The sequence below is a fragment of the Streptomyces dryopteridis genome (genome assembly GCF_049606955.1).
In the GTDB taxonomy this organism is placed as follows: Bacteria; Actinomycetota; Actinomycetes; order Streptomycetales; family Streptomycetaceae; genus Streptomyces.
The window spans coordinates 194,846-221,513 of the sequence record NZ_CP187113.1 but is presented as its reverse complement, the minus strand read 5'-3'; the positions used below and the strand labels follow the sequence as shown (position 1 = coordinate 221,513).

Here is a 26,668-nt window from a genome sequence, read left to right as displayed (position 1 = left end):
GGGACGGCCCGTACGGCTGCCCGAGATGTCACCGTACGCGAGTCGGGCCCGTGCCGGCGCCAGGCGAGGCCCGGGGCGAGGGCGACCTGCGTGCACAGGTGTGCGAGGCGCGCGGGTCCCGGGGAGACGGAGGGCCGCCCCGGAACCTCTCGGTTAGGGTGTTTTTCCGAGAGGCGTTTTCGGGCGAAATCGACCCACGACGGGGTGAGGTCGTTGTATGAGACACAGACCAGCGGACGGATCGCCGGGCCGCCACACCCACCGCGCCGTCGGCTACGCGGGCGTCCTGCGGGAACTGCTCCCCATCGCCCTGTGGCGTGAGGACGCCGAGGGCCGCGTCACCGAATGGTCCCTGGCCGCCCGCGACCTGCTCGGCCACCGACCCGAGGAGATCATCGGCCGCCCCGCCGCCGGCCTCCTCGTGCCCGACGGCAACACCGAACTCGCCGACGAACTCACCCGCCGGGTGCACGCCGGCGAGACCGTCGGCGGCACCCTCTCCGTGCGCCACCGCGACGGCCACCCCGTCACCATGGAGATGTGGATCGTCCCCGCCACCGACCCCGCCGGCCGCCCCGGCACCCTCCTGATCGCCGTCGAGACCTCCGGCGTGCTGCGCATGCGGGACTCGTTGGCCGCCCTGGAGAGCCTGTTCACCCAATCGCCCATCGGCCTGGCCACCCTCGGCCCCGACCTGCGCTTCCTGCGCGTCAACGAGGCCCTGGCCCGGATGAACGGGGTCGCCGCCGCCGCGCACCTCGGCCGCCGCCTGACCGAGGTGGTCCCCGGGGTCAACGCCGTCGCCCTCGAAGCGATGATGCGCCGGGTCCTCGACAGCGGCGAGGCCGTGGTCGACGCCCGCCGCACCGGCCGCACCCCCGCCGACCCGCACCGCGAACACACCTGGTCCTGCTCCTACGCCCCCCTCGTCGACGGCGCCGGCCGGATCCTCGGCCTGATCGCCTCCCTCATCGACATCACCGAGGGCGAACGGGCCCTGATCGAGGCCGAACGGGCCCGCCGCCGCTTCGCGCTGCTCGCCGAGGCCGGCGCCCGCATCGGCACCACCCTCGACCTGCACCGCACCGCCCGCGAGATCGTCGACGTGCTCGTCCCGCACCTCGCCGACCTCACCGAGGTCCACCTCGCCGCCGAACTCCTCGAACCCGACGAGGCCGCCCCCGCCCACCCCGCCCACCTGCGCCGGCTCGCCGCCTCCACCCCCCTGGCACCACCCGACCCGGGCCGGCGCCCGGCCCTCGACCCGGACTGCCCGCCCTCCTTCCGGGTCCCCGCCGGCTCCGGCTGGGACCGGGTCCTGGGCCAGGCCCGACCGCACACCCTCACCGAGGCCGACCTCGTCGCCCTCGCGACCCTCCTGCCCGACCCGCCCCCGGTCGACCGGCTGCACCCGGCCCGGCTGATCCCCCTGGCCGCCCGGGGCAGCGTGCTGGGCGCCGTCCTCGTGGCCCGGGCGCGCGACCGCGAACCCTTCGACGACCAAGAGCTCGTCCTCGTCGACGAGATCGTCTCCCGCGCCGCCCTCAACATCGACAACGCCCGCCTGTACACCGGCCAACGACAGGCCGCCCTCACCCTCCAGCGCAGCCTCACCAACAGCGCCCTGCCCCGGATCCCCGGCCTCGACCTCACCGGCCGCTACCTGCCCGCCAGCGACCACGACGTGGGCGGCGACTGGTTCGACGTCATCGCCCTGCCCGAGGGCCGCACCGGACTGGTCATCGGCGACGTCATGGGCCACGGCGTGCACGCCGCCGCCGTCATGGGCCAACTCCGCACCGCCGTGCGCACCCTGGCCCGCCACCAGGTCCCGCCCGTCGAGATGCTCCGCTCCCTCGACGCGATCGTCGCCGACCTCGGCGAGGACGAGATGGCCACCTGCGTGTACGCCGTGCACGACCCGGCCGCCGCGCACGTGCTGATGGCCCGCGCCGGCCACCCCCCGCCCGCCGTGGTCGACCCCCGGGGCCGGGTCACCCTGCCCGGCGGACCGCCCGGCACCCCGCTGGGCAGCGGCGGGCGCGCCTTCCGGGCCGAGGCGATCCCGCTGCCGCCCGGCAGCCTGCTGGCCCTCTACACCGACGGCCTGATCGAATCCCGGGACCGCGATCTCGACCAGGGGCTCGCCGCCCTCGCCACCGCCCTCGCGGGCCCGCCCGCGGCCCTGGAGGAGCTGTGCGACCGGGTGTTGGCCCGGCTGCTGCCCACCCCGGCCCGCGACGACGTGGCCGTGCTGCTGGCCCGACCCACCGGCCGGGGCTGAGCCCCGGCCGGCTCCGGACCCGCCGCGCTCAGCCCCGCAACCAGTCCGCCGATCGCCCGAGCCGGGCGCCGGCCGGCGGGGGAGCGGGGGCCGTGCCCGCGCCGAAGGGGGCGCCGCCGAGCCGCTCCCGGCCGTGCGGCCGGGTCCAGCCGCCCTCGTCCGGGCCCGCGGGCACGATCCCGGACGGGTTGATCCCCCGGTGCACCCCGTAGTAGTGCCGCTTGACGTGGTCGAAGTCCACGGTGTCGCCGAAGCCCGGGGTCTGGAACAGGTCCCGCGCGTACGCCCACAGCACCGGGTTCTCCGACAGCTTCTCCCGGTTGCACTTGAAGTGGCCGTGGTACACGGCGTCGAAGCGCACCAGGGTGGTGAACAGGCGGATGTCGGCCTCCGTGACGTGGTCCCCGACCAGGTAGCGCCGGTCCGTGAGCCGCCGGGTCAGCCAGTCCCACCGCGAGAACAAGCGCTCGAACGCCGCCTCGTACGTCTCCTGGTCCGAGGCGAAACCCGCCCGGTACACCCCGTTGTTGACGTCCCGGTACACCAGCTCGACCACCTCGTCGATCTCCGCCCGCCACGGCGCCGGGTACAGCTCCGGCGCCCCCGGCCGGTGCAGGGACCGCCACTCCGTCGCCAGGTCCAGGGTCAACCGCAGGTAGTCGTTGCCGACCAGCCGGCCGTCCCGGGTGTCGACCACCGCCGGCACGCTCACCCCGCCCGGCGCGCCCGGCTCGCGCGCCTCGTACGCCTCGCTCAGGTAACGGATCCCCAGCACCGGGTCCCGGTCCCCCGGATCGAGGGTGAACCGCCAGCTCCGGTCGTCCTGCACCGGGTCCGTCACCGCCATCGGCAGCGCCTCCTCCAGCCCCAGCAAGCGGCGCGAGATCACCGCCCGGGAGGCCCACGGACAGGCCAGCGAGACCACCAGCCGGTAGCGTCCCGGCTCCACCGCCCACCCGTCCGGAGAGCCGTCGGCGGTGATCCGGTCGGTGAAGTGGACGGGGGAGCGGCTGAACGGCACCCGCCCGAGATCGTCGTTGCCCATGAGGGTCACCCAATCTTCCGAAGTCCTGCGCGTGTACGCGACGCCCGGCGCGCCGCGCCCCCCGCCGTGCAGTCTGCCCCTTCGGTACCCCTTCGTGCCGCCGTGCCCGATCCCGACGCGCGCGCCGACCGGACGGATCAGTACGCTTCGGACGGGAGCGCGCAACGCGCCGTGATCGCGACGGGCGTCGCAGGACGCCGAGGAGGCCGGGATGACCGAGCAGGAACCGCAGGCGACCGAAGCCGGGACGACGGGCCCCGTCACGCCCCCCGTGCCCGCCGCCGACCACCCCACGCTGCGCGAACTGCGGGCCCGCGCGGAGGACCCGGAACTCGACGAGGCCGACCGCGAACACCTGCGCGCCCTGGCCGACCGGGTCGAGGCCCGCACCCGCGAGGGCGCCCCCGAGGACGAGGGGCTGCGCTCCGGCGTGGGCGACTCCCTGGCCCGCTTCGAGACCACCCACCCGCGCATCGCCGCCACCCTCGACAGCCTCGGCCAGTACCTCAGCTCCCTGGGCATCTGACCCCGCGCGCCCCCCGTCCCGCCCGTTTGTGCCCGGCGATCACCGGGCATGCGCGGCGGGCGAGGACCGGGGGCGGACCCCGGCCGGTGGGCGCGAGAGAGGCGGACGAGGCCATGGAAGGCGCGATCAGCACGCGGGTGCCGGCCAGACTGGACCGACTGCCCTGGTCACGGTGGCACTGGACGATCGTGATCGGCCTGGGCACCGTGTGGATCCTCGACGGTCTCGAAGTGACCATCGTCGGCTCCATCGCCGGCCGGCTCTCGGAGTCCGGCAGCGGCCTGCCCATCACGGACGCGCAGGTCACCGGCCTGGCCGCGGCCCTGTACGTGGCCGGCGCCTGCTTCGGCGCCCTCGTCTTCGGGCGCCTGACCGACCTCTTCGGCCGCAAGCGGCTCTTCCTGATCACCCTGGCCGTCTACCTCGCGGCCACCGCCCTGACCGCCCTGTCCTTCTCGTCCTGGTGGTTCTTCGTCTTCCGGTTCCTCACCGGCTTCGGCATCGGCGGCGAGTACGCGGCCATCAACTCCGCCATCGACGAACTGATCCCCAGCCGCTTCCGAGGCCGGGTGGACCTGATCGTCAACGGCAGCTTCTGGCTCGGGGCGGTGGCCGGCGCCCTGCTGTCCGTGCCCGCCCTGAACACCGAGCTCTTCGCGGCCGACGTGGGCTGGCGGCTGACCTTCGGGCTCGGCGTGGTCCTGGGCCTGGTGATCCTCCTGGTACGCCGCAACGTGCCCGAGAGCCCACGCTGGCTGTTCATCCACGGACGCGGCGAGGAGGCGGAGGAGATCGTCGCGGACGCGGAGGCCAGGATCCGCGCCGAGACCGGCCGTGACCTGCCGGAACCGGGACCCGAGCTGACCATCCACCCGCGCGGCCCGATCGGCTTCGGCGAGATCGCCCGCACCGTCTTCCGCGTCTACCCCCGCCGCGCGGTCCTGGGCCTGGCCCTCTTCATCGGGCAGGCATTCCTCTACAACGCGATCACCTTCGGCTTCGGCACCATCCTGATCCGCTTCTTCGACGTGGACAGCGGCCGCACCGGCTACTGGTTCGCGCTCATCGCCGTCGGGAACTTCCTCGGCCCGCTGCTGCTGGGCCGGCTCTTCGACACCCTCGGCCGCCGCCCCATGATCGCCGGCACCTACCTGCTGTCCGGACTGCTGCTGTTCGGCACGGCCTGGCTCTTCGGGGCCGGCGCCCTGACCGCCGTGACCATGACCCTGTGCTGGTGCGTGGTGCTCTTCTTCGCCTCCGCCGGGGCCAGCTCGGCCTATCTGACGGTGAGCGAGATCTTCCCGATGGAGACCCGGGCGATGGCCATCGCCTTCTTCTACGCCCTGGGCACGGCCGCCGGCGGCATCTCGGGCCCGCTGGTCTTCGCCGGCCTCACCTCCAGCGGGGTGGTCTCGGACACCGTGATCGCGTTCTGCGTGGGCGCGGGCCTGATGACGGTGGCCGGGGTGGTGGCCGCGTTCTTCGCGGTGCCCGCCGAGAACAAGTCCCTGGAGGACATCGCGGCCCCCCTGTCCGCCGCCCCGGCCCCGACCCCGACGAGCGCCGGCGGGGCGTGAACCCCGCCCGCCCGGGGCAGACGCGCAAGGCCCCGACCGCACCGGTCGCCGCATCGAGCGAAGGGAGAAGTCGCGATGAGGGAACAGGACGCGGACTGGACCACGCCCTCGCAGGCCGAGGGCGAACGCGAGGAGGACACCGCCCGCTCCGGCCGGCGGGCCGACCTGCCGCGCACCACCCCCTCCCAGGCGGAGGGTGAGCGCGACGAGGGCGAGGACACGGCGGCGGACCGCACCCGCTGAGCCCGCACGTGTTTCGGTCCCCGCAAGAGACCTTGCGGGGACCGAAACACGTGCGGGGTGCGGTCAGGGGAGCAGTGGCGGGGTCTGGGCGGCGGCGGGCGAGAAGGCGTGCAGGGTGAGGGTGGGGCCGGCCGAGGGGTCGGGCCGCATCCGGTGCCGACAGCTCTCGTCGAACCAGAAGCCGTCGCCCTCGGCGAGGGTCGAGGCCACCGGGGTCAGCGCCGGTCCGGTGCGCAGGTGCCGCAGCAGCCCCTGGGCCACCCAGACCGCGCCGCGCGCGTCCCGGTGCTCCAGCCCGCCGTCGGACCCGGCCGGCAGCCGGGACCAGTCCATGGCCCACACGCCCACGTGATCGCTGTGGAACACCGGCACCCAGTGCCGTCCGGCCTCCTCCGCCGCGTGCGCCAGCCGCCCGCGCCACAGGTTCAGGTCCCGCGCGATGTCCCGGACGATCCCCAGCAACTCCGGCGGGGACAGGGGCGGGGGCGGGACCGGTCGCTCGTACGTGTCCATGGTCGACCACTGCCCCCACCCGCCCGAATCATTCGGACAAGCCGGGCGAATCATCCGGTTCGGAGGGGCCGGCGGGCTCGTCGGTCAGCGTGAACAGAGCCCCTTCCGGGTCCCTGACCAGCACGTTCGACGTGGCCCGCGCCCCGCCCGGCCCCGGCAGCACGCTCGCCCCGGCGACCCGGGCCCGCTCCGCCGCCGCCCCCGGATCCGGCACCCGCAGGTTCACGTGCCAGCGCGGGCGCACCGCCGGGTCCGGCGCCTCCTCCAGGGCCCCGCCCCGCAGGCGGGCCACCGCCCGGCCCTCGTCCCGCAGCACCACCCGCTCGTTCTCGTAGGAGACCGCGCAGCAGCCCGGCCCCGGCTCCGCCCAGGCCAGCACCTCCCCGTAGAACAGGGCGGCGGCGAACGCGTCCCGGGTGCGCAGCTCGGGCCAGGCCGGCGCGGGCCCGGGTCCGGGGCGCCAGCTCCCCAGCGGCAGTCCCTCGCGGATCCCGAACAGGGCGCCGTCGCGGTCCGCGACCCAGGCCACCCGGCCGCCGCCGAAGGACAGCGGGCCCACCGCCAGGGTTCCGCCGCGCTCGGTGATCCGGGCCGCGGTCCCGGTGACGGAGTCCACCGAGAAGTACGGGGTCCACGCGGCCCGGCCCGAGGAACCCTCCCCGAGCCCCGCGATCCCGGCCACCGGCACGCCGCCGGTCAGCGCGATCCGCAGCCCCGGGGTGTCGCCCGCGTCCTGGAAGCCCCAGCCCATCACCCGCCCGTAGAACCGCTCGGCGGCCTCCGGATCCCGGCTGGTCAGGCTGACCCAGCAGGGCGCTCCCACCCCACGATCGGTCGTGGTCGACATGCGCATCACCTCGCTCACCCGGGGAAATTGTCCCACTTCCTCCCCGGCGAGGCGCGACCCGCTCAGAAGCCCGAGCGCACCCGCACCAGATCGCGGACCTTCTCCACGGCCCCGCAGTCGGCCATGAGCAGCTCCCGGCGGGCGCGCAGGAAGCGTTCGCCCAGTTCGCCGCGCCGCTCCTCGGAGACGTTCTCGCGGGCGTCGTTGAGGATCGTGCGCTCCTCCTCGTCGAAGTGGTGCGCGATCTTCTCCGACAGCTCGTGCAGCCGCTTCTCCCAGTCCTCCGAGCCGACCTCCTCCACCTCCAGCAGCGCCAGCAGGGCCTCGTTGCCCTCCTCGTGCTCCTCCGCCCCGTGGTCCACCTCCTCGGCGTCCACGTTCCGCAGCCGCCGCAGCGCCGGGTACACCTCCAGCTCCTCCGCCTCCCCGTGGGCCACGAGCAGCGCCGAGAACCGCGTCAGGGCGTCGGCCCGGTCGCTCTCCACGCTGCGCATGCGGTGCAGCAGCTCCTCCATCCGACGGTGATCGTCCAGGATCATCGCCACGACGTCCGTCCGAGCCTTCTCCGACACGGTCCGTCACCTCTCCTCACCTCGGGGGGACGCCCGCGCGGCGCCCCCGTGATCACGCGGCTACCCGCGCCCGCCGCCCCGAACCGCCGGGGCCCATAGGCGCCGCGCGCCACAAACGGCTACCGTCCGGCGGGTCAGGGGAGCCCGCCGAACCGGAAGGAGGGGACCGCGCACGTGAACACGCCGCAGCCCCCGCACCACCGCACCGCCCCCGAAACGCCGACGTCCGAGTCCCCGAAGCCCGAAGCCCCGACGCCCGAGTCCCCGAAGCCCGAGACCCCCGCCCGCAGGGCCCGGCGGGAGCGGGCCGAGGCCGAGGCCGCCGCCCTGCGCGCGGCCCTGCCCACCGACGCCCGCACCGTGCCGCTGCTGCCGTGCGCGGACCCCGACGCCACCCTCGCCTTCTACCGCGCCCTCGGCTTCGAGACCACCTGGGAGCAGCGCCGCCCGTACCTCTACCTCGCCCTCACCTGCGCCGGCGTCGACCTGCACTTCGGCCCCGCCCCCGCCGGCACCGACCCGAGCCGCGAGGAGAGCGGCGGGGCGCTCATCGCGGTGGAGGACGTGGCCCCCTTCCACGCCGCGTTCACCGCCGGCCTGCGCGCCGCCCTGGGGCGGGTCCCCACCTCCGGACTGCCGCGCGTGACCCGCCTGCGTCCCGGGGCGAGCCGGTTCACCGTGGTCGACCCCAACGGCAACTCCCTCATCGTGGTCCGCCGCGACGAGCCGGACGAGCTGGAGTACGGCGGCTCGAAGGAACTGACGGGACTCGCCCGCGGCCTGGACAACGCCCGGATCCTGCTGGAGTTCAAGAACGATCCCGCGGCCGCCCACCGAGCCCTGGCCTTCGCGCTGCGCCGACACGGCCCGGCCGCGTCCCCCGAGGACCGGGCCCGCGCCGAGGCGATGCTCGCCGAGATCGCCGTCGACCTGCCCGCGTGAGCGAAGGCCCGCCGTCCGGGGACGGCGGGCCTTCGCGGGGCGGGTCAGCGCGGAGCGCTCGGGGGGCGGGTGGCGGGACGGGTGTGCCAGGAGGTGACCGGATGGGTCTCGCGGACCCGCCACTCGTGGTCCCAGTGGGCCCGGCGCACGGCCGGGGCGGGGGCGGGGGCGGCGGGCTCGGTGTCCCGGGCCCGGAGCGCGGCCGTCAGCACGACGACCAGCGCGGCCAGCTCCTCCGCCGTGGGGTCCCCGCGCTCCACGCGTATGTCGTACGCCAAGAGGGTCCCGGGCGTCTCGTCCTCGTCGGGGACGGCCGGCCGGGGCCGGACGCGGGGCGCGGTCCGGGGCGCGTCCGGGGCGGCCGGCGGGGCGGGTGCGAGCCCCGCGGCCCGACGGGCCTCGGCCTCCCGTTCCGCCGTCGTGCCCTCCACCGCGGGCCGGGCCCGGCCGCGTCCGCGCACCCGTCCGGGCGCCGGACCCACCGGGACCCGGGCCGCGCCGGTACGGCCCGCCGGTTCCGTCGCCGGCGGGCAGGGGGCGGCCGCGCCGGGTATGCCCGCCACCACCCGACCGGTCGGGGGCCGGGCCCGCCGCCAGGGCGGGCCGACCGGGCTCACCAGGCCACCGGCAGCGTCTCGGGGCCCCTGATCAGGGCGTTCTTCTGCCAGCTCAGTTCCTCCACCGGCACCGCCAACCGCAGGTTCGGGTACCGGCGCAGCAGGGTCTCGATCATGATCTCGGACTCCATCCGCGCCACCATCGACCCCACGCAGTGGTGCGGGCCGTTGCCGAAGGACAGGTGCCCGATCGGGCCCCGGTCGAAGTCCAGCACGTCCGGGTCGGGGAACTCGGCCGGATCGCGGTTGGCCGCGAGGTACGAGGCGAACACCGCCTCCCCGGCCCGGATCGGGACCCCGCCGATCTCCAGGTCCTCGGTGGCGATCCGGGGGATGCCCACCCCGCTGCGGTGCGGGATGAACCGCAACAGCTCGTCCACGGCCTGCGGCAACAGCGCCGGATCGGCCCGCAGCCGGGCCAGCTGCTCCGGATGGGTGAGCAGCGCGAACACCATGTTCGCGCTGTTGTTGCGGACCGCGTGGGCCCCGCTCACCAGGATGGCCGTGGCCAGGGACACCGCCTGGTCCTCGGTGATCTCCCCGGACCCGGCCGCCGTGGCCAGCACACTGGCCAGGTCCTCCTCGGGGGCCGCCCGGCGCCGCTCCAGCAGGTCCACGATCACGCCCCGCACCCGCAGCCGGGCCGCCTTGCTCTCCTCGCCGTCCGGCCCGGAGGACATGCTGACCGTCGCCCACGAGGTGATCCGCGCCCGCGCCTCCTCCTCCAGTCCGAGCAGGTCGGCGACGACGGCCAGCGGGAACGGCCCGTGGAGGTGCTCCATCAGGTCGGCCGGCGACCCGGCCTCCTCCATCCGGTCCAACAGGGCGTCACAACCGGCCTGGGCCAGGGGCCGCAGCCGGTTCATGCTCTTGCCGGTGAAGGCCCGCGCCACCACCCGCCGCATCCGGGTCAGCTCCGGCGGATCGGCGTAGTTCAGGGCCGCGTGCCTGGCCGAGACCGGGTTGGGGGCGGAACTGGTGACCTGCGTCGTGGCGAGGGCCTCCCGGGAGAACCGGGGGTCGGCGGTGGCGGCCTTCACGTCCGCGTACCGGGTCAACAGCCACGCGCTGCCCGAGCCGTAGGGCAGGCGCACCCGCGCCACCGGCTCCTCGTGCAGCAGCCGGTACAGCAGGGGGTCGAACTCAAGCCCCGGCAGGTCCGGCAGCCGCCAGTCGTGCACGGCGGTGGGGTGCGCGCTGAGCGCGGCCGAGGCGGCCTCGGCGGGGGAGCCCGGCGGCCGGTCCGGCGGATCGGGTTCGTCGGGCGGTCGGGCCTGCGTGGTGGTGTCCGAGGTCATGCGGGTCGCTCCGGGGGGATCGGGGACCCGGTCGGGTGGGCCGCGCACGACACACCGACCGGACGGGACCAGTCATCTCTTCCCGAAGTCCCGTCGGCGCGCCGCACGGGGCACCCGAGTTCACCCCGATGGCCCACGTCCTCGGCCCCCGGCGCCCGGCCCGACGCGCGGGATCGCACGACGGGCCGGATGCTGTGAAGCACCCGCCGTCGGTGACGGACCGGCGGACCGCGGGCCACCGGCCCGCCCCGGCCCCGGCCGTCGGCGGCCGGGGACCCTCCGTCCCTTTCGGGCCCCGCTCGGCCCCGACCGCCCGACCGCCCGAAGCTGCGCCGCCGCCCCCAGGGGGAGCGGCGCACACCGAAGCGAACCGACGAGACGTGACCCGAGAGAAAGGGGCCCGCCGTGGCCATCCTGTGCAGACCGGCCGTCGCCGTTCCCGAGCACATCATCACCCTCGACGAGACCCTGGCCCTGGCCCGCACGGTCCACGCGGACCACCCCCAACTGGAACTCGCCCTGCGGCTCATCAAGAACACCGGCGTCGAGAAGCGCCACCTGCTGCGGCCCATCGAGGAGACCCTGCTGCACCCCGGCCTCGCCGACCGCAACGCCACCTACGAACGCGAGGCCAAGGCCCGGGTCCCCGCCGTCATCGAGGAGGCCCTCGAAGCGGCCGCGCTGCGGCCCCGCGACATCGACGTGATCATCTACGTGTCCTGCACGGGCTTCATGATGCCCTCGCTGACCGCCTGGCTGATCAACACGATGGGCTTCCGCACCGACTGCCGGCAGATCCCCATCGCGCAGCTCGGCTGCGCCGCCGGCGGGGCGGCCGTCAACCGCGCCCACGACTTCACCCTGGCCTACCCGACGGCCAACGTCCTCATCGTGGCCTGCGAGTTCTGCTCGCTGTGCTACCAGCCCACCGACCTCGACGTGGGCAACCTGCTCTCCAACGGCCTCTTCGGCGACGGCATCGCCGCCGCCGTCATGCGCGGCAAGCCCGGCAAGGCCACCGGCATCGACCTGGAGCGCAACGGCTCCTACCTGGTGCCCGACACGGAGGACTGGATCGCCTACGACGTGCGCTCCACCGGCTTCCACTTCAAGCTCGACAAGCGCGTCCCCGGCACCATGGAACCCCTGGCCCCGGCCCTCAAACAACTCGCCGGCGCCCACGGCTGGGACGCCGCCGCCCTGGACTTCTACATCATCCACGCCGGCGGCCCCCGCATCCTGGACGACCTCAGCAAGTTCCTCGGTGTGCCTCCCGAGGCATTCCGGTACAGCCGGGCCACACTCACCGAGTACGGAAACATCGCCAGTGCCGTCGTCCTGGACGCGCTGCGTCGACTCTTCGACGCGGGCGGTGCCGACCACGCCGCGAAGGGACTGCTCGCCGGATTCGGCCCCGGCATCACCGCCGAGATCAGCCTCGGCCGCTGGACCACGCCGATCGACCCGATCGGCTCCGTGATCCCGGCCGCGGAGGCGGGAGCGGAATCCGCGCGGGCGACGGAACCGGCCCCGCGCCGGGCCGGCGCGACGGCCCGCTGACCCCCACGAGGCACTCCACGATGCTCGAAGACAGCACCACGCACGCCGCGTCGCACGAGACCGGCCGCGCCCCGCGCGCGGCCGGCGCCGTCGACGCGGCGGAGCGCTGCCCCGCCCGCCCCCCGATCCGCCACTGGCCCACGCCCGAACTGCGCGGCGTGGACTTCGACCCGGTCCTCGCCGAGCTCATGGCCGAGGGCCCCGTGACCCGCATCTCGCTGCCCAACGGCAGCGGCTGGGCCTGGCTCGTCACCCGCCACGAGGACGTGCGGACCATGACGAACGACCCCCGCTACAGCCGCAAACTGGTGGCCGAACACGATGTCACCCGGCTGGCCCCGCACTTCATCCCGGTGCCCGGGGCCATCGGCTTCGAGGACCCGCCCGAGCACACCCGACTGCGCCGGGCCGTGGCCGCCGCCTTCACCTCGCGCGGGGTGGAACGCCTGCGCGCCAAGGCCCAGGGCATGCTCGACGAACTCGTCGACGCCACGCTGGCGACCGGACCCCCCGCCGACCTCACCGAGGCACTGCTGGCCCCGTTCCCGCTCGCCGTGGTCTGCGAGCTGATGGGCGTGCCCGAGGCCGACCGGCCCCGGATGCACGAGTGGACCACCCTCATCCTCTCCTCCGCCGAGGGCGCCGACCGCAGCGAACAGGCCAAGACCGCGATGATCGCCTGGTTCGCCGAGGCCCTGCGCGCCCGCGCCGCCGCCCCCGCGCCCGAGAGCGACACCCCGGCCGTCCTCGACCTCCTCGCGGCGGCCGTCGCCGCCGGCGAGGTGGCCGCCGACGAGGCGTGCGGGCTGGCCCTGCTCGTGCAGATCGGCGGCGAGGCCGTCACCAACAACGCCGGGAACATGGCGTACATCCTCCTCACCGAACCCGACCACCTGGCCCGACTGCGGGCCGACCCCGCGCTGCGGCCGGCCGCCCTCGACGAGCTGCTGCGCTACATCCCGCACCGCAACTCCGTGGGCCTGTCCCGCATCGCCACCGAGGACATGGAGTTCCGCGGCCACCGAATCCGCGCCGGCGAGGCCGTCTACGTCTCCTACCTCGCCGCCAACCGCGACCCCGAGGTCTTCCCCGACCCCGACACCCTCCACCTCGACCGCAACCCCAATCCGCACCTGTCCTTCGGGTTCGGCCCCCACTACTGCGTGGGCGGCCTGCTCGCCCGCCTGGAGCTGGAGCTGCTGCTCGACGCCCTCGCCGACCGCTTCCCCGACACCCTGCGCCTGGCCGTGCCCACCGAGGAGCTGAGCTGGCGGCCCGGCGCCCTGATCCGGGGCCCGCGCGGCCTGCCGGTGACCTGGTGACCGCGCACCTCGCCGCGGGCGACGGCGCCCTCGCGCGCGGCGAGGGCCTGCTCGTGCCCCCCGGCCACGGACGCACCCTCGACACCCACGCCCACCGGGTCACCTTCAAGGTGACCGGCACGCACTCGCGGGTCTCCTCCAGCTTCGAGGTGTCCGTGCCCCCCGGCTTCGACGTGGGCGCCCACGTGCACACCCGCAGCGAGGAACTCTTCTACGTCCTCGAAGGCGAACTGGAGGTGCTGGCCTTCGAACCGGAGGTCCGCACCCGCGAGGACTGGCGGCACTGGCGTTCGGGCACCGGCCGACGCGTGGTCACGGCGGGCCCCGGCACCGTCATCGTCGTCCCCCCGGGCTGCCCGCACGCCTTCGCCAACCGGAGCGGGCGGACCGCCCGGATGTTCTTCCAGTCCTCCCCGCCACCCGACCACGAACGCTACTTCGAGGAACTCCTGGAACTCCTCGACGCCGGCACGACCCCCGACCAGGCCGCCATCGCCGCCCTGCGGGCCCGCTACGACATCGACCAGATCACCCCCCTGCGGCACGGGAACCCGCCACCGGCCCCCTGACCCGCCCCGATCCCACCAACAACCGAGCGTCAGACCCTCCGACCCCCGGTCGGTGCCCCGCGCACCGACCGGGGGTCGGATCTGCGGAGAAAAGGGACGGATGGGAGCATGGGGACATGACCCAGGCAGCCATCATCGTGGCCGTGGACGGATCTGACCACAGCCTCGCCGCCCTCGACTGGGCACGGGACGCGGCCCTGCGCCACGACGCCCCCCTCACCGTCGCCCACGTCCTCCCCGACCACGCGCAGCTCTACGCCGCCCGCCGCGCCACCGTCGGCGGCGAGGCCCCCGAGACCGGCGACCCCGTCCTGGCCGCCGTCCGCGAACGCCTCACCGCCGAGGGCCGCGCCCTCCCGCGCGAACTGCGCTGGGTCTCCCTCGACGGCTCGGTGCCCGAGGCCCTGCGCTCGATCGGCTCCGGCGCCCGGATGCTCGTCATGGGCTCCCGGGGCCGCGGCGGCTTCGTCAGCCTCCTCCTCGGCTCCAACAGCCGCGCCGTGAGCAGCACCGCCCCCTGCCCGGTGGTCGTCGTCCCGCACACCACCCACGACGCCGACGACGCCACCGGCACCCACCGCGGCAGCGCCTACGGACTCCCCGGCGGCCCGGTGGTGCTGGGCCTGGAGACCGCCCAGACCCCCGAGGACGTCATCGAGTTCGCCTTCGACGAGGCCCGCACCCGGGCCGCCGAACTCCGCGTGATCTCCGCCTACCCCGTGCCGCCCTCCCCGCTGCTCGTCCTGGGCCCCGCCCCGATCCCGCAGGTGGCCCTCGAACACGACGAGGACCCCCCGGTGGCCGACGCGACCCGACGGGCCCAGGAGGACCGGCTGCGGACCCCGCACGAACACCACCCCGAGGTGCGGATCGAGCCCGTGGTCGCCCCCGCCGACGCCGCCGCCCAACTCGTGGAGGCATCGGCGGGCGCGGCCCTCGTGGTGGTCGGCCGGCACCGTCCGCGCCTGACCCCCGGCTCCCTGCTCATGGGCTCCGTCGCCAACGCCGTCCTGCACCACGCGCACTGCCCGGTCGCCGTGGTCCCGCCGACGACGGCGGACTGACCGGGCGGGCGGCGGCCACCGTGCCGGCCGAGGAACCCCGACCCGTCGCCCCGGGACTGCGGACGGCGGCCGGCTACGCCTGGCGCCTGTTGGTCGTCGGCGCGGCCGGCTACGCGGTCTTCGTGGTCCTGGGACGCTTCCACCAGATCGGCGTGGCCCTCTTCCTCGCCCTGGTGCTCACCGCCCTGCTGCGCCCGGTCGCCGACCGGCTCGCCCGGCTGCTGCCCCGCGCGGCGGCCGTCGCGATCACCCTGATCGGGGCCCTGGTCCTGATCCTCGGGGTGCCGGCGCTGGTGGGGGAGACGGTGGCGGGGGAGAGCGAGAGCCTGGTGCGGGAGTTCGAGGGCGGCCTCGACCGGATCCGGGACTGGCTCGCCGGACCCCCCTTCCACGTGGACCCCACGGCCCTGACCGGTCTCCAGGACCGGATCGGCACCTACCTCGCCGAACACCGGGGCGCGCTGGTCTCCCAGGCGGTCACCGGCGCGGGCCGGCTCGCCGAACTCGTCACCACCGCCGTCCTCGGCCTGTTCTGCGCGGTCTTCCTCGTGCACTCCGGGGACCGGCACTGGCGCTGGTTCGTGGGCCGCCTGCCGCGGGCCCGCCGCGAGCGGGTGCGGATCGCGGGCCGGGCCGCGTGGCGCACGTTCACCGGCTACACCCACGGCATCGTGATCGTCGCCGGCACCAACGCCGTCCTCGTCGGCATCGCCCTCTACCTGTTGGGGGTGCCGCTGGCGCTGCCGCTGGCCCTGTTGGAGTTCCTCGCCGCCTTCGTGCCCCTGGTGGGCTCGCCCGTGGCGCTGGCGGTGGCCGCCGTGGTGGCCCTGGCCACCCGGGGCCCGGTGGTGGCGGGGGTGGTGATCGCGCTGATCGTGGTCATCGGGCAGTTCGAGGGGCACGTGCTGCACCCGCTGGTGATGAGCCGCGCCGTCAGCCTGCACCCCGTGATCGTGGCCCTGTCGGTGGTGGCCGGCGCGATCTCCGCCGGGGTCGTGGGCGCCGTGGTGGCCGTGCCGCTGGTGTCGGTGGCCTGGGCGGTGCACGAGGCCCTGGCGGCGGAGGCGGCCTCCCGGGCGACCCCGGGCCCGGTGCCCGACGCGGGCCCGGACCCGCCCGAGGGGGAGGGCGGCGCCCCCTGAACTCCCCTGCCCCCCAACCCGTTTCGGGGCGGCGGAACGGGTCACACGCACGAGGGAGGGGGCGCCGCGGGAGGAGCCGGCGCCCGGCGCCCGTGCCGCGATCGCCTGGAGGGGTCATGACCACGCACAGCACCGTCCGTCCGCCCGGAGCCGCCGAAGCGCACTGGCAGTGGCAGGAGGAGGCCGCCTGCCGCCGGCTGGGCAGCTCCCTGTTCTTCCACCCGGCCGGTGAGCGCGGCGAGGAGCGCGAGGAACGGGACCGGGCCGCGAAGGAGATCTGCGCCCTGTGCCCGGTGCGCGAACGGTGCCTGCGGCACGCGCTGGCGGTGGGCGAACCGTACGGGGTGTGGGGCGGGTTGACCGAGGAGGAACGCCGCGCGGTGACGACGGGCGCGGGCCGCGCGGCGGCCGGCGCCGGCCGGTCCGGGCCGACGCGCCGGGCCCGGTCCGCGCCCGGCCGGTCCCGTCCGGGGCGCGCGGCGCGCTGATCCCGATCCCCGGATCGGCGCGGCCGGTGCGGCGGTTCGGGATGCGCGCGGGCCCGATCTCGCCCAGGGTGGGGTCATGGGTATCGAGGATTACGGAGGCGGCGCCGGCGCCGCCGAGACCGGTGTTCTGGTGGTCACCACCAACGACGCGCCCGGATACCGGGTGGAGCGGGTGATCGGGGAGGTCTTCGGACTGACCGTGCGCTCGCGGCACCTGGGCAGCCAGATCGGCGCGGGGCTGAAGTCCATGCTGGGCGGGGAGCTGAAGGGTCTGACGAAGACCCTGGTGGAGACCCGGAACCAGGCGATGGAGCGGTTGATCGAGCAGACGAAGGCGCGCGGCGGCAACGCGGTGCTGATGATGCGCTTCGACGTGACGGAGGCGGCGGACGTGGGCACGGAGGTGTGCGCGTACGGCACGGCCGTGGTGCTCGCGCCCGTCCCCCCGACCGGCTGAGAGCCGGCCGGGACGGACCGGCGCGAGGCCCGAGCGGGGTCGGCCCGGTGGAGGGATCCACCGGGCCGACCCCGCTCGGCGTGCGGCTCGGCGTGCGCGAGGGGCGCGGCGGGCTCAGCCGCCGTGGCCCGCCGGCAGCGGCTCCACCTCGGTGGGCATGGCCTCCACGGCCCGCACCAGGGAGGCGAACCGGGGTTCGGCGGCGGCCGCGTCGAGGGCCTCGCGCAGGGCGGCGTCGTTGGTGGGACGGGCCGCGGCCAGCAGGTCCAGGCCGGTCTCGCTGACGTCGGTGTAGATCCCGCGCCGGTCGGTGGCGCACAGGTAGCGGCGCAGCAGGCCGCGGTCCTCCAGCCGGGTGACGAGCCGGGTGGTGGCGCTCTGGCTGAGGACCACGGCGTCGGCGACCTGGTTCATGCGCAGGTGGCCGCCGGGGCCGTCGTGCTGCCGGCTGAGCACGTCGAGCAGGGAGAACTCGCGCACGCTCAGGTCGTGCCGGGCCTGGAGGGCGCGTTCGATGTGCGCCTCGATCCGGTCGTGCAGCAGCGACAGGGCGCACCAGCTGCGCGAGAGCGCGGTCAGGGCGCCGTCGGTGGCGGTCATGGGGTCCTCCGGGTCCGTGCGGGGCCGCGCGGGTGCGGGGCGTGACGCCCTCCAGGATAGGCCACCCGTGAAATAGCCCGCGTTTGCAATTATCCCGCGTCTGCAATTATTGTGGCCGCAGTCAGTCCGCACATGCAATCTCCCCGGAAGGGGCCCCTCCGCCATGCCTCTCGCCCTGCTCGCCCTCGCCATCGGGGCCTTCGGGATCGGCACCACCGAGTTCGTGATCATGGGTCTGCTGCCCCAGGTCGCCGACACCTACGGCGTCACCGTCCCCACCGCCGGCCTCCTCGTCACCGGCTACGCCCTCGGCGTCGTCCTCGGCGCCCCCCTCATGACCGTCCTCGGCACCCGGGTCCCCCGCAAACGCATGCTGATGATCCTCATGGGCCTGTTCATCGCCGGGAACGTGCTCTCCGCCCTCGCCCCCGCCTTCGGCCTGATGCTCGCCGGCCGCGTGCTGGCCTCCCTGGCCCACGGCGCGTTCTTCGGCATCGGCTCCGTGGTCGCCGCCGAACTCGTGGCCCCCGCCAAGAAGGCCGGCGCCATCGCCATGATGTTCACCGGCCTCACCGTCGCCAACGTCGTCGGCGTCCCCCTGGGCACCCTCGTCGGGCAGACCCTCGGCTGGCGCGTCACCTTCCTGATCGTCGCCGCCCTCGGCGTCCTCGGCCTGCTCGGCATCGCCCGCCTCGTGCCCGACCTGCCCCGACCCGAACACGTCCGGATCCGCCACGAACTCGCGGCCTTCCGGAACGTGCAGGTGCTCCTCGCGATGGCCATGACGGTCCTCGGCTTCGGCGGGGTCTTCGCCGCCATCACCTACATCGCGCCGATGATGACGCACGTCGCCGGTTTCGCCGACACCTCCGTCACCTGGCTGCTCGTGCTCTTCGGCCTCGGCATGGTCGGCGGCAACCTGCTCGGCGGCAAGCTCGCCGACCGCGCCCTGATGCCCCTGTTGTACGGATCGCTGGGCGCGCTCTCGCTGGTCCTGGCCCTGTTCACGGTCACCGCGCACCACCGGGCCGGCGCCGCCGTCACCCTCGTGCTCATCGGCGCCCTCGGCTTCGCCACCGTCCCCCCGCTGCAAAAGCGGGTCCTGGACCAGGCCGCCGGCGCCCCCACCCTCGCCTCCGCCGTCAACATCGGCGCCTTCAACCTCGGCAACGCCCTGGCCGCGTGGCTCGGCGGCCTCGTCATCACCGCCGGCCTCGGCTGGACCGCCCCCAACTGGGTCGGCGCCGCGCTGGCCGCCGCGGCCCTGGTGCTGGCCCTGGTCTCCGGAGCCCTGGAACGCCGCACCGGGCGCGCCGCCCGCGCCGCCGCCGCCGGGACCCCCACCGCCCCGGGCCGCACCCCGGCCCGCGTCTGAACCCTCCCACCCGTACAGGAGTACTTCGTGAGCACCACCACCACCTCCACCACCACCGTCGTCGCCACCCCCGCCGCCGTGCGCCCGCTCGGCACCGAGGAGGCCGAGGCCCTCGTGAGCGCCGCCCGCGCCGCCGCCGAGCGGGCCGGTATCACCGTCAGCGTCACCGTCCTCGACGCCGGCGGCCACCTCCTCGCCTTCCGGCGCGACGACCGCGCCGTGCTCGTCTCCGGCGAGACCAGCACCCGCAAGGCATACACCGCCCTCCAGCTCGACGCCCCCACCGCCGACCTCGTCGACCTCGTCCGTCCCGACGCCCTCTTCCACACCCTCCCCACCGCCCTCGACCGCCCCCTGCTGTTCATCGCCGGCGGCCTCCCCCTGCACCGCGACGGCCGACTGGTCGGCGCCCTCGGCGTCGGCGGCGGAGCCCCCGACCAGGACCACGCGGCCGCCTTCGAGGCCGCGAACACCCTCGGCCTCTGACCTCCGCACCCCCTCTACCACCCGGCGGCCCCGGGCGGCGCGCCCACCGGGGTTCCGGTCGCGTCGTCCGGGGCCCCGTGCGAGCTTGGGAGGACAGCGAGCGACGCAGAGCCGGCCGGCAGGGGACCACGCGTGCACCAGACACCCGAGCACATACCCGAGGACGCCGAGACCCCCGGCCGCCGCGGTCGCCGACCGCGCCCCGGGCCGCCGGCCCTGCTCCTCGCCGCGGCCCTCGCGCTCACCGCCTGCGCCGGCGGGGCCGACCCCGCCGCGCGGCCCGGCACCGAGGCCGCCCCCACCCCGACCGGCGCCACCGCCCCCGCGCCGAGCCCCACCCCGCCCCCGAGCGAGGCGGACCCGAACGCCCCCCTGGGCACCGCGCCGACCACCGTGCCCGCCGTGCGCTCCTTCACCCCCGCCCGCGGCCCCGGCTGGAAGCCCGGCCCCACCGGCCGCGTGCTGGTGGCCCCCGCCGACGCCCCCGCCCTCGCCGACGAGGCCCGGCTGCTCGCCGGCGAACTGGGCCTGACCGCCGCCGAGGACGCAGCCGCCCCCCGCCCCGGCGACATCAGACTCACCCGTACCCGCGCCGCCGGCCCCGCCGAGTCCTACACGCTCACCGTCCGCGGCGGCGTCGCCACCGTCACCGGGCCGGACGAGGCCGGGGTCTTCTACGGCACCCGCACGATCAAACAGGCCGTCCGCGCCGCCGGCGGCCTCGGCGAGGGCACCACCACCGACCGGCCCGACCGCCCACAGCGCGGACTCAACCTCGACATCGCCCGCAAGAACTTCGACGCCGGCTGGATCGAGGACCGCGTCCGCACCCTCGCCGACCTCAAGCTCAACCAGCTCGGCCTGCACTTCTCCGACGACCAGGCGTTCCGGATCGCCTCCGACACCCACCCCGAGATCGTCTCCACCCCCCACCTCACCAAGGCCGAGGTCCGCCGCATCGTGGCCCTGGCCCGCTCCCTGCACGTGACCGTCGTGCCCGAGATCGACTCCCCGGGACACCTCGGCGCGGTGCTGCGCGCCCACCCCGAGCTGCAACTGCGCGACACCGCCGGCAAGGCCGTGAAGGGCGCGATCGACATCTCCCGCCCCGGCGCCGCGACCCTCGTCGACGAGCTGCTGCGCGAGTACCTGCCGCTGTTCCCGGACGCCCCCTGGCACCTGGGCGCCGACGAGTACCAGGCCCTGACCCGCCGCGACCCCGGCGCCTCCTTCCCCGCCCTGCTCGCCGCCGCCCGCGCCCGCTACGGACCGGCCGCCGGCGTCCGGGACCTGGCCACGGGCTGGCTCGCCGACCGCGCGGCCGTGGTCCGCTCCGCCGGGCGGGTCCCCAAGGCGTGGAACGACGGCTTCTTCGCCGGCGGGGTCGTGAAGGCCCCCGCGGACATCGAGGTCGAGTACTGGACCGGCAAGGAACTCGGCGCCCGGCCCCCGACCGCCTACCTCGACGAGGGCCGGCCGGTGGTCAACCTCAACGACGAGTACCTGTACTACGTGCTGGGCCAGCCCAACGAGTTCGTCTATCCCACCGGCCGGCGGATCTACGAGGAGTGGACCCCGCTGGTCCTGCGCGGCCGCACCGCCGTGCCGGCCGCCCACTCCGACCGGATCCTCGGCGCCCGCCTCGCCGTCTGGTGCGATCTGGCCGGGGCCCAGACCCCGGCCCAGGTCGCGGCCGGCATCCGCCGCCCGCTCGCGGCCCTCGCCCAGAAGGTCTGGGACCCCCGCCCGCCGGCGAGTTCCTGGTCACGGTTCGCGACCCTGGTCGACAAGGTCGCCCCGCCGGCGGGCTGAGCACCGGGACCGGCCTCAGGGCCAGATCGAGTCCACCCACTCCGGGTGGTCGACGAACGGGTTCCGGTTGTGCTGGTAGGTCTGGAATATGACGTCGTTGCGGCGCTGCTCGAAGGCGTCCGGCGGGTCCTGCCGGTTCCACTGCCGCAGCACCGACAGCCGGCCCATCGCGGGCGCCGAGCCGTTGTTCACCTTGTCGTTGGGCTCCAGGTTCGGCCACCCGTCGCCGCCCTCGTAGCGCACCGCCATGTACAGCAGCATCCGGGCCACGTCGCCCTTGACGGCGTCGCGCGGCTCGAAGGAGTCGGCGTCGGTGCGGCTGCCCGGGGCCTCGGAGACGGGGGAGCCGCCCAGGTCGAAGTCCTTGTTGCCCCGGGTGCTGTTGACGCTCACGTCCTCCGGACGCAGGTGGTGCAGGTCCGTGCCGGGACCGGTGGCGGTGCCGAAGTCACCGTGGCTCTTGGCCCACACGTGCTCGCGGTTCCAGTCGTTGGCGCCGCCGCCGTTGGTGGACTTCGCCTGGGAGCGCCCCGAGTACAACAGGATCACGTTGTTGGCGTTGTTCGGGTCCTGGTCGGTGTTCTTCAGCGCGTTCCACACCCCGTCGTAGGTGACGGTGGTCTGGTTCTTGACGATCCCGTGCAGCGCCGCCTTCAGCGCCGCGCCCGTCTTGCCCTGGGCCGCCGCGTAGTAGTCGGCCGGCGGGCCGGCGGCGGGGGCGCCGGGCGGTGACGCGGCGGCCGGGGTGCCGGCCAGGGCGGCGGGGGTCGCGCCGGCGGCCAGGAGGGCGGCGAGCGCCAGGGACCACAGGATCGGACGAGAAGGTCTCATGGTGGGGGGCCTCTCCACGAACACCCGCACCCGCCCGGGGATGTGGCGGGTCATCAGGTGGCAGAGCGAGGCTCACATTGTCATGCGCCGAACAGATGAAGACCATGTGTCGGACCGGCGACGGATGGGCACGGTTGCCTGGGGCCGGATGATCGTCCGGCCCCTCGTGATCCCGAAGTCCGCATGGAGCAACTCATGGCAGCCAAGGTCCTCATCGTCACCGGCGACGCGGCCGAGTCCCTCGAAGTCCTCTATCCCTACCAGCGGTTGCTGGAGGAGGGCTACGAGGTGCACATCGCGGCCCCCACCGTGAAGAAGCTCCGCTTCGTCGTCCACGACTTCGAGGAGGGCTTCGACACCTACACCGAGAAGCCCGGCTACACCTTCCCCGCCGACATCGCCTTCGCCGACGTGGACCCCGCCGACTACGTCGCGCTCGTCATCCCCGGCGGCCGCGCCCCCGAATACCTGCGCAACGACCCCGAGGTTCAGCGGATCGTCGCCGCCTTCACCGGCACGGACAAGCCCGTGGCCCAGATCTGCCACGGCCCCCTGATCACCGCCGCCGGCGCCGACCTCACCGGCCGGCGGATCACCGCCTACCCGGCCCTGCGCCCCGACGTGCTCGCCGCCGGCGCCTCCTTCGAGGACTCCGAGGCCGTCGTGGACGGCACCCTCGTCTCCGCGCGGGCCTGGCCCGACCACCCGGCGTGGATGCGCGAGTTCCTCACCGTGCTGCGCAGCAAGGCCCCCGTCGCCTGAGCCGATCCGGCTCGGCACCCGGTGGGCCCGCGGCCCCGCGCCCCGTCCCAGGGCGCGGGGCCGCGCCCGCGCGTCAGCGCACCGAGAACGCCGTGTCCGCCAGGGCGGAGGGGGCGCGGCGCAGGGTGATCTGCTCCCAGCCGGGGAAATCGAGGTCGGTCACGGCGAGCAGCCGCCCGGCCGGATCGCGCAGGGTCCGACGGACCGTCAACCGGGCCGCGTCCGGGCTGATCCGCTCCCCCCGCGTGAGGGTCAGGGTCTCGGCGACCGGCCCCCGGCGCTCGGCCTCCGTCAGCCGGTCCACGAGGGCCCTGGGGTCCACCGGCAGCCCCCGTTCGATCCGCTCGCGGACGGCGGCCAGCAGCGGATCGGCGGCGACGGCGGTGGGCGCGAGGTAGCTGACCTCGTCCCGGGGCCCCGGCTCCCCGGCCGCCGGCGCGGCCCCGCGCCGGCGGTGCACGAGGGTGCGCTCGCCCGGGGCCATGCCGAGCAGTTCGGCGAGGGCGGGCGGCACGCCGATCAGCCGCACCCCGCCGCGCGGCCCGGTGCGGGCGGCGGCGTACGGGGCGCCGGGGGAGGGGGCGAAGGCATCGGGCGCCTCGGGTGCCGGGCCGGTGGCCTCGGGCGCGGGGCGCGGGGCGCTCGCGCCGGAGCGGGCCGGGCGTTCGGGGCCCCGGTGGTCCACGGCGGCCCGCGTGCCGCGCCGTTCGGTGACGATGAGCCCGGCGGCCCGCAGTTCGTGCAGGGCGGCGCGGACGGTCTGTCGGTTGACGTCGAAGCGTTCGGCGAGACGCCGTTCGGAGGCCAGGCGACCGTGGGGGCCGAGCACGCCGAGGGCCAGTTCACGGCCGAGCACGTCGGCGATCCTCAGGTACTTGGGGCGGTCGGCGTGGCTGCCAATGAGGGTGGAAGGCACGGCTTCTCCAGTGACGGGCGGTCAGGGACGGTGCGGGAAGCGTGACCAACGTAGCATTGGTCTATACCTCTTGGCAGCGTGGGGGTCCCCGACCGTCCGATATTCGCCGGCCCCGTTTGGGGTGGTTCGCCCCGCACGTCGTGTTGTGGTGACGCGTGTACGCGGGTGCGCGCCGCCCCTCTGCGCTGCGCAACCACCCGCTCACGGAACGGATTTGCCTCCGCGTCGACCGGCCCGCGCGCCCCGTGTCGGGCGCGCGCCCGCCGGGGCCGGGGCCGGCGTGATTCGCCCGGACCGGACGGGCCCCGCACCCGGCCGACCGCGCGGGGTCGACCGGGAACGGGGCCCGGGTGGGGTCGGGGGGCGGGGACGCGTGTGCGAGCTCGCGTCCGTCCGCCCGCTCAGCGGGTCTCGGTCACCGGCGGCATCGGCTCGTTCCGGTAGGAGGCGCCCTCGAAGTTCCGCTTCACGAAGGACTGCCACGAGCCGTCCGAGCCGAGCCGGCGCAGCGCGTCGTTGACCTTCCCGCGCGTCTCCGGGTCCTTCTTGTCGATCCCGATCCCGTACTTCTCGTCGCTCAACCGCAGCCCGAGCAGCCGGAACTTGCCCCGGTGCTCGGGCCGCGCCGCGAACCCGGCCAGGATCGCGTCGTCCGTCGTGACCGCGTCCACCACCCCCTCGCCGAGGGCGACCACGCAGTCGGAGTAGTTGCCCAACTCGACGAGCGCGGCCTTCGGCGCCAACTTCTGGCGCACGTTCTCGGCGGAGGTGGAGCCGGTCACCGAGCACAGCCGCTTCTCGTTGAGGTCCTCGGGCCGGATGATGTCCTTGTTGTCCGTCCGCACCAGCAGGTCCTGGTGCGCGGTGAAGTACGGGCCCGCGAACGTCACCTTCTTCCGCCGCTTGTCGCTGATCGAGTAGCTGGCGACGACGAGGTCCACCTCCCCGAACTGCAACAGCAGCTCACGGTCCGAGCTGGTCACCTCCTTGAACCGCACCTGGTCCGGCCCGTAGCCCAGCTCCTTGGCCACGTACCGGGCCACGTCCGCGTCCAGACCCGTGAACCTGCCGTCCGGCTCCCGGAACCCCACCCCCGGCTGGTCGTACTTGATGCCGATCGTGATCAGCTCCGGCGGCGGGTCCTCCCAGAGCGAGCAGCCCGAGGTGGTCACGGCCAAGGCGATCGCGCCGGCGACGAGGCCGATGCGGGGAACTCTCATGAGGGGTGCTCTCTGTCCGGGGGAGGGAAGGGACCCCCGGCGCGCGCGGCACGACGACGGGCCCCTCCGCCGAGACGCTAGGAAGCCCGACCCGACCCTGTCACCGGTTCTGAGGAAAAGTTGAGCATCACGATCCGATCCGCGAGGAAAACCCCGGCCACACCCCCGAACGGCCACAGGATCCCGGGTCCGTTCAGGGTGTCAGGGCGCGGGCCACCCGGGCGAGGCGCGCGGCGGGGAGGGCGAAGGGGCCCGCCGGATTGCGGCAGGAGGTCTCCGCGTCGTTCACGAGGACCCCGTCCCCGTTCACGCTCCACGTCGTGACCTCCTCCGGGCACTCCGGATCCGCCGACAGCAGGGCCGCGGCCAGGGCCCCGGGGTCGGCCGGGCCGACCAGCGCCCCCAAGGCCGCCCCGACCCGCTCGACGGCCCCCTCGGGGGTCGCGCCGTCGGCGTACGCGGGCAGCAGGAGCAACAGCCGGGCGTGCGGATCCGAAGTGCTGCCGCCCGGCGACCCGCTGTCGGCGGCGGCCACCAGCTCGGGCCAGGACAGCCCCGGGCCCGAGAAGTGCCCGTCGTCCCGGGTGATCAACTCGGCCCGCTCCCAGCTCGGATGGTGCAGCAGGTAGTCCACTCCCTCGTCGCCCTCCGCGATCCGCACCACCACGTACAGCCGGTGCCCGTCGGCGAGCGGCACCACGAACACGGGCCACGGCGTCCCCTCCTCCGAGGGGGCGGTCCAGGCCCCGACCTCCCGACGGGTCTCGGCCAGGGCGTCCTCGGCGGCCTCGCCGCTCGCGAAGGAGTACAGGTGGGCGGTCCAGAAGGCCGGGTCCGTCAACAGTTCGGGCCGGTGCGCGTACGGGCCGCCCTCGTGGCCGGGCAGGGTGACGGGCAGGGGGCCGGGTTCGCGCGGGGCTTCGTTCACGTGGGTCACCGGGCCATCGTGCACGCCCGCGGTCGGGGTGGGTGGGGTGGGGTCCTACGCTGGCGGCGGGTGCGACCCACGATCGAAGGACTGAGCCGACATGAGCGCCATCAACGCCGTTCCCACCGCCGACCTCTACGACGAGCACGGCGAGGACCTGGACATCTGCGAACTCCCGCTGCGCGGGTTCGGGGGCCGCAGGCTGTTCGCCGGACCGATCCGCACCGTGGTCTGCCACGAGGACAACGCCCTGCTGCGCGAGCTCCTGCACACCCCGGGGGACGGCGCGGTCCTGGTCGTCGACGGTGGCGGCTCCCCGCGCACCGCCCTCCTCGGCGACCTGATCGCCGGCGCCGCCGCGCGCAACGGCTGGGCCGGGGTCCTCGTGCACGGCTCGGTCCGCGACAGCGTCGCCCTCGGCGGTCTCGACCTCGGGGTGCGGGCGCTGGGCACCGTGCCCCGCAAGAGCGGCAAGACCGGAGCCGGCGAGGTGGACGTGCCGGTCACCTTCGGCGGGATCACCTTCCGGCCCGGCGACGTGGTGCACGCCGACGACGACGGCGTGGTCGTCCTGCGCACGGCCTGATCCCCGACGGACCGTCACCGCCCCCGCTTTGGTGGGCTGTCCGAGGAGCGACGGTGCCCGCGGGGCCGCGTGCCACCATGTGGATC

28 protein-coding genes are annotated in these 26,668 nt (G+C 75.1%); 17 read left to right on the top strand and 11 right to left on the bottom strand.

The annotated features are described in order from the left end of the window. Positions 1-217 precede the first annotated feature (217 nt). Positions 218-2,284, top strand: a complete 2,067-nt coding sequence (locus ACN20G_RS00995; protein WP_424210773.1) for a SpoIIE family protein phosphatase — start codon at positions 218-220, stop codon at positions 2,282-2,284. Positions 2,285-2,312: 28 nt separating this feature from the next. Here ACN20G_RS00995 and ACN20G_RS00990 read toward each other — a convergent pair whose 3' ends face one another. Then, positions 2,313-3,329, bottom strand: a complete 1,017-nt coding sequence (locus tag ACN20G_RS00990) for a glutathione S-transferase family protein (RefSeq protein WP_424210772.1) — start codon at positions 3,327-3,329, stop codon at positions 2,313-2,315. A 211-nt stretch (positions 3,330-3,540) separates the two neighbouring features. Here ACN20G_RS00990 and ACN20G_RS00985 point away from each other — a divergent pair, with 211 nt between their 5' ends. From ACN20G_RS00985 to ACN20G_RS00975, 3 genes are all read left to right on the top strand, one after another. Beyond that, positions 3,541-3,855, top strand: coding sequence for a DUF4404 family protein (locus tag ACN20G_RS00985; RefSeq protein WP_424210771.1), 315 nt, complete (start codon positions 3,541-3,543; stop codon positions 3,853-3,855). 113 nt (positions 3,856-3,968) lie between these two features. After that, entirely contained in the window at positions 3,969-5,432 is a 1,464-nt protein-coding gene (locus ACN20G_RS00980; RefSeq protein WP_424215316.1) for an MFS transporter, read from the top strand. Between the two features lie 75 nt (positions 5,433-5,507). Next, complete coding sequence (locus tag ACN20G_RS00975) at positions 5,508-5,675, top strand: hypothetical protein (protein WP_424210770.1); 168 nt, start codon at positions 5,508-5,510, stop codon at positions 5,673-5,675. A gap of 63 nt (positions 5,676-5,738) precedes the next feature. On the opposite strand, the gene ACN20G_RS00970 is transcribed toward ACN20G_RS00975, so the two are convergent. From ACN20G_RS00970 to ACN20G_RS00960, 3 genes are all read right to left on the bottom strand, one after another. Beyond that, positions 5,739-6,188: a hypothetical protein gene (locus tag ACN20G_RS00970; RefSeq protein WP_424210769.1), complete on the bottom strand. Its 450-nt coding sequence runs from the start codon at positions 6,186-6,188 to the stop codon at positions 5,739-5,741. A 28-nt stretch (positions 6,189-6,216) separates the two neighbouring features. Further along, on the bottom strand, positions 6,217-7,035 hold the full coding sequence (locus ACN20G_RS00965) for a VOC family protein (RefSeq protein WP_424210768.1): 819 nt from the start codon (positions 7,033-7,035) through the stop codon (positions 6,217-6,219). 62 nt (positions 7,036-7,097) lie between these two features. Continuing rightward, positions 7,098-7,574: a hemerythrin domain-containing protein gene (locus ACN20G_RS00960; protein ID WP_424215315.1), complete on the bottom strand. Its 477-nt coding sequence runs from the start codon at positions 7,572-7,574 to the stop codon at positions 7,098-7,100. A 207-nt stretch (positions 7,575-7,781) separates the two neighbouring features. On the opposite strand from ACN20G_RS00960, the gene ACN20G_RS00955 reads away from it, so the two are divergent. Then, the gene (locus tag ACN20G_RS00955; protein WP_424210767.1) at positions 7,782-8,549 is read left to right on the top strand and encodes a glyoxalase; all 768 of its coding nucleotides are present in this window, start codon (positions 7,782-7,784) and stop codon (positions 8,547-8,549) included. 44 nt (positions 8,550-8,593) lie between these two features. Here the strand turns inward: ACN20G_RS00955 and ACN20G_RS00950 are convergent, their stop codons facing one another. Together ACN20G_RS00950 and ACN20G_RS00945 are read right to left on the bottom strand one after the other, a co-directional pair. Then, complete coding sequence (locus ACN20G_RS00950) at positions 8,594-9,166, bottom strand: acyl-CoA carboxylase epsilon subunit (protein ID WP_424210766.1); 573 nt, start codon at positions 9,164-9,166, stop codon at positions 8,594-8,596. Next, entirely contained in the window at positions 9,163-10,464 is a 1,302-nt protein-coding gene (locus ACN20G_RS00945) for a cytochrome P450 (RefSeq protein ID WP_424210765.1), read from the bottom strand. Before ACN20G_RS00945 ends, ACN20G_RS00950 begins: the two co-directional genes overlap by 4 nt. A gap of 405 nt (positions 10,465-10,869) precedes the next feature. On the opposite strand from ACN20G_RS00945, the gene ACN20G_RS00940 reads away from it, so the two are divergent. From ACN20G_RS00940 to ACN20G_RS00910, 7 genes are all read left to right on the top strand, one after another. After that, positions 10,870-12,024 carry a type III polyketide synthase gene (locus tag ACN20G_RS00940; RefSeq protein ID WP_424210764.1) on the top strand — a complete coding sequence of 385 codons (1,155 nt, stop codon included), beginning with the start codon at positions 10,870-10,872 and terminating at the stop codon, positions 12,022-12,024. A 20-nt stretch (positions 12,025-12,044) separates the two neighbouring features. Continuing rightward, the gene (locus ACN20G_RS00935; protein WP_424210763.1) at positions 12,045-13,346 is read left to right on the top strand and encodes a cytochrome P450; all 1,302 of its coding nucleotides are present in this window, start codon (positions 12,045-12,047) and stop codon (positions 13,344-13,346) included. Beyond that, positions 13,343-13,915: a cupin domain-containing protein gene (locus ACN20G_RS00930; RefSeq protein WP_424210762.1), complete on the top strand. Its 573-nt coding sequence runs from the start codon at positions 13,343-13,345 to the stop codon at positions 13,913-13,915. Before ACN20G_RS00935 ends, ACN20G_RS00930 begins: the two co-directional genes overlap by 4 nt. A gap of 116 nt (positions 13,916-14,031) precedes the next feature. Continuing rightward, entirely contained in the window at positions 14,032-14,979 is a 948-nt protein-coding gene (locus tag ACN20G_RS00925; protein WP_424210761.1) for a universal stress protein, read from the top strand. Between the two features lie 20 nt (positions 14,980-14,999). Beyond that, entirely contained in the window at positions 15,000-16,121 is a 1,122-nt protein-coding gene (locus ACN20G_RS00920; RefSeq protein ID WP_424210760.1) for an AI-2E family transporter, read from the top strand. A 116-nt stretch (positions 16,122-16,237) separates the two neighbouring features. Further along, positions 16,238-16,609: a WhiB family transcriptional regulator gene (locus tag ACN20G_RS00915; protein WP_424210759.1), complete on the top strand. Its 372-nt coding sequence runs from the start codon at positions 16,238-16,240 to the stop codon at positions 16,607-16,609. A 76-nt stretch (positions 16,610-16,685) separates the two neighbouring features. Further along, the gene (locus ACN20G_RS00910) at positions 16,686-17,066 is read left to right on the top strand and encodes a YbjQ family protein (protein WP_424210758.1); all 381 of its coding nucleotides are present in this window, start codon (positions 16,686-16,688) and stop codon (positions 17,064-17,066) included. A 114-nt stretch (positions 17,067-17,180) separates the two neighbouring features. Here the strand turns inward: ACN20G_RS00910 and ACN20G_RS00905 are convergent, their stop codons facing one another. Further along, positions 17,181-17,666: a MarR family winged helix-turn-helix transcriptional regulator gene (locus tag ACN20G_RS00905; protein ID WP_424210757.1), complete on the bottom strand. Its 486-nt coding sequence runs from the start codon at positions 17,664-17,666 to the stop codon at positions 17,181-17,183. Between the two features lie 163 nt (positions 17,667-17,829). On the opposite strand from ACN20G_RS00905, the gene ACN20G_RS00900 reads away from it, so the two are divergent. The 3 genes from ACN20G_RS00900 (at position 17,830) to ACN20G_RS00890 (ending at position 21,339) form a co-directional block, all read left to right on the top strand. Then, a complete protein-coding gene (locus ACN20G_RS00900; protein WP_424210756.1) occupies positions 17,830-19,041 on the top strand; it encodes an MFS transporter in 1,212 nt (403 codons plus the stop codon). A gap of 27 nt (positions 19,042-19,068) precedes the next feature. Next, positions 19,069-19,527: a GlcG/HbpS family heme-binding protein gene (locus ACN20G_RS00895; protein ID WP_424210755.1), complete on the top strand. Its 459-nt coding sequence runs from the start codon at positions 19,069-19,071 to the stop codon at positions 19,525-19,527. A gap of 216 nt (positions 19,528-19,743) precedes the next feature. Next, entirely contained in the window at positions 19,744-21,339 is a 1,596-nt protein-coding gene (locus ACN20G_RS00890; protein ID WP_424215314.1) for a beta-N-acetylhexosaminidase, read from the top strand. A gap of 15 nt (positions 21,340-21,354) precedes the next feature. Here ACN20G_RS00890 and ACN20G_RS00885 read toward each other — a convergent pair whose 3' ends face one another. Further along, a complete protein-coding gene (locus ACN20G_RS00885) occupies positions 21,355-22,170 on the bottom strand; it encodes an endonuclease I family protein (RefSeq protein ID WP_424210754.1) in 816 nt (271 codons plus the stop codon). Between the two features lie 195 nt (positions 22,171-22,365). Between ACN20G_RS00885 and ACN20G_RS00880 the strand changes: the two genes are divergently transcribed. Further along, positions 22,366-22,932 (top strand): DJ-1/PfpI family protein, encoded by a 567-nt coding sequence (locus ACN20G_RS00880; protein ID WP_424210753.1) that lies wholly within the window; start codon positions 22,366-22,368, stop codon positions 22,930-22,932. A 73-nt stretch (positions 22,933-23,005) separates the two neighbouring features. Here ACN20G_RS00880 and ACN20G_RS00875 read toward each other — a convergent pair whose 3' ends face one another. The 3 genes from ACN20G_RS00875 to ACN20G_RS00865 all read right to left on the bottom strand — a co-directional run bounded on the left by ACN20G_RS00875 (position 23,006) and on the right by ACN20G_RS00865 (position 26,005). Continuing rightward, positions 23,006-23,848: a GntR family transcriptional regulator gene (locus ACN20G_RS00875; protein WP_424210752.1), complete on the bottom strand. Its 843-nt coding sequence runs from the start codon at positions 23,846-23,848 to the stop codon at positions 23,006-23,008. 401 nt (positions 23,849-24,249) lie between these two features. Continuing rightward, on the bottom strand, positions 24,250-25,068 hold the full coding sequence (locus ACN20G_RS00870; RefSeq protein WP_424210751.1) for a glutamate ABC transporter substrate-binding protein: 819 nt from the start codon (positions 25,066-25,068) through the stop codon (positions 24,250-24,252). 193 nt (positions 25,069-25,261) lie between these two features. Next, on the bottom strand, positions 25,262-26,005 hold the full coding sequence (locus ACN20G_RS00865; RefSeq protein WP_424210750.1) for a hypothetical protein: 744 nt from the start codon (positions 26,003-26,005) through the stop codon (positions 25,262-25,264). Between the two features lie 91 nt (positions 26,006-26,096). Between ACN20G_RS00865 and rraA the strand changes: the two genes are divergently transcribed. Beyond that, entirely contained in the window at positions 26,097-26,582 is a 486-nt protein-coding gene (gene rraA, locus ACN20G_RS00860) for a ribonuclease E activity regulator RraA (protein ID WP_424210749.1), read from the top strand. The last annotated feature ends 86 nt before the right edge of the window (positions 26,583-26,668 follow it).

Coding starts and splice junctions, on each gene's coding strand:
- ACN20G_RS00995 (WP_424210773.1), top strand. CDS start 218: ATGAGACACAGACCAGCGGACGGATCGCCGGGCCGCCACACCCACCGC.
- ACN20G_RS00990 (WP_424210772.1), bottom strand. CDS start 3,329: ATGGGCAACGACGATCTCGGGCGGGTGCCGTTCAGCCGCTCCCCCGTC.
- ACN20G_RS00985 (WP_424210771.1), top strand. CDS start 3,541: ATGACCGAGCAGGAACCGCAGGCGACCGAAGCCGGGACGACGGGCCCC.
- ACN20G_RS00980 (WP_424215316.1), top strand. CDS start 3,969: ATGGAAGGCGCGATCAGCACGCGGGTGCCGGCCAGACTGGACCGACTG.
- ACN20G_RS00975 (WP_424210770.1), top strand. CDS start 5,508: ATGAGGGAACAGGACGCGGACTGGACCACGCCCTCGCAGGCCGAGGGC.
- ACN20G_RS00970 (WP_424210769.1), bottom strand. CDS start 6,188: ATGGACACGTACGAGCGACCGGTCCCGCCCCCGCCCCTGTCCCCGCCG.
- ACN20G_RS00965 (WP_424210768.1), bottom strand. CDS start 7,035: ATGTCGACCACGACCGATCGTGGGGTGGGAGCGCCCTGCTGGGTCAGC.
- ACN20G_RS00960 (WP_424215315.1), bottom strand. CDS start 7,574: ATGATCCTGGACGATCACCGTCGGATGGAGGAGCTGCTGCACCGCATG.
- ACN20G_RS00945 (WP_424210765.1), bottom strand. CDS start 10,464: ATGACCTCGGACACCACCACGCAGGCCCGACCGCCCGACGAACCCGAT.
- ACN20G_RS00935 (WP_424210763.1), top strand. CDS start 12,045: ATGCTCGAAGACAGCACCACGCACGCCGCGTCGCACGAGACCGGCCGC.
- ACN20G_RS00925 (WP_424210761.1), top strand. CDS start 14,032: ATGACCCAGGCAGCCATCATCGTGGCCGTGGACGGATCTGACCACAGC.
- ACN20G_RS00915 (WP_424210759.1), top strand. CDS start 16,238: ATGACCACGCACAGCACCGTCCGTCCGCCCGGAGCCGCCGAAGCGCAC.
- ACN20G_RS00910 (WP_424210758.1), top strand. CDS start 16,686: ATGGGTATCGAGGATTACGGAGGCGGCGCCGGCGCCGCCGAGACCGGT.
- ACN20G_RS00905 (WP_424210757.1), bottom strand. CDS start 17,666: ATGACCGCCACCGACGGCGCCCTGACCGCGCTCTCGCGCAGCTGGTGC.
- ACN20G_RS00900 (WP_424210756.1), top strand. CDS start 17,830: ATGCCTCTCGCCCTGCTCGCCCTCGCCATCGGGGCCTTCGGGATCGGC.
- ACN20G_RS00885 (WP_424210754.1), bottom strand. CDS start 22,170: ATGAGACCTTCTCGTCCGATCCTGTGGTCCCTGGCGCTCGCCGCCCTC.
- ACN20G_RS00880 (WP_424210753.1), top strand. CDS start 22,366: ATGGCAGCCAAGGTCCTCATCGTCACCGGCGACGCGGCCGAGTCCCTC.
- ACN20G_RS00870 (WP_424210751.1), bottom strand. CDS start 25,068: ATGAGAGTTCCCCGCATCGGCCTCGTCGCCGGCGCGATCGCCTTGGCC.
- rraA (WP_424210749.1), top strand. CDS start 26,097: ATGAGCGCCATCAACGCCGTTCCCACCGCCGACCTCTACGACGAGCAC.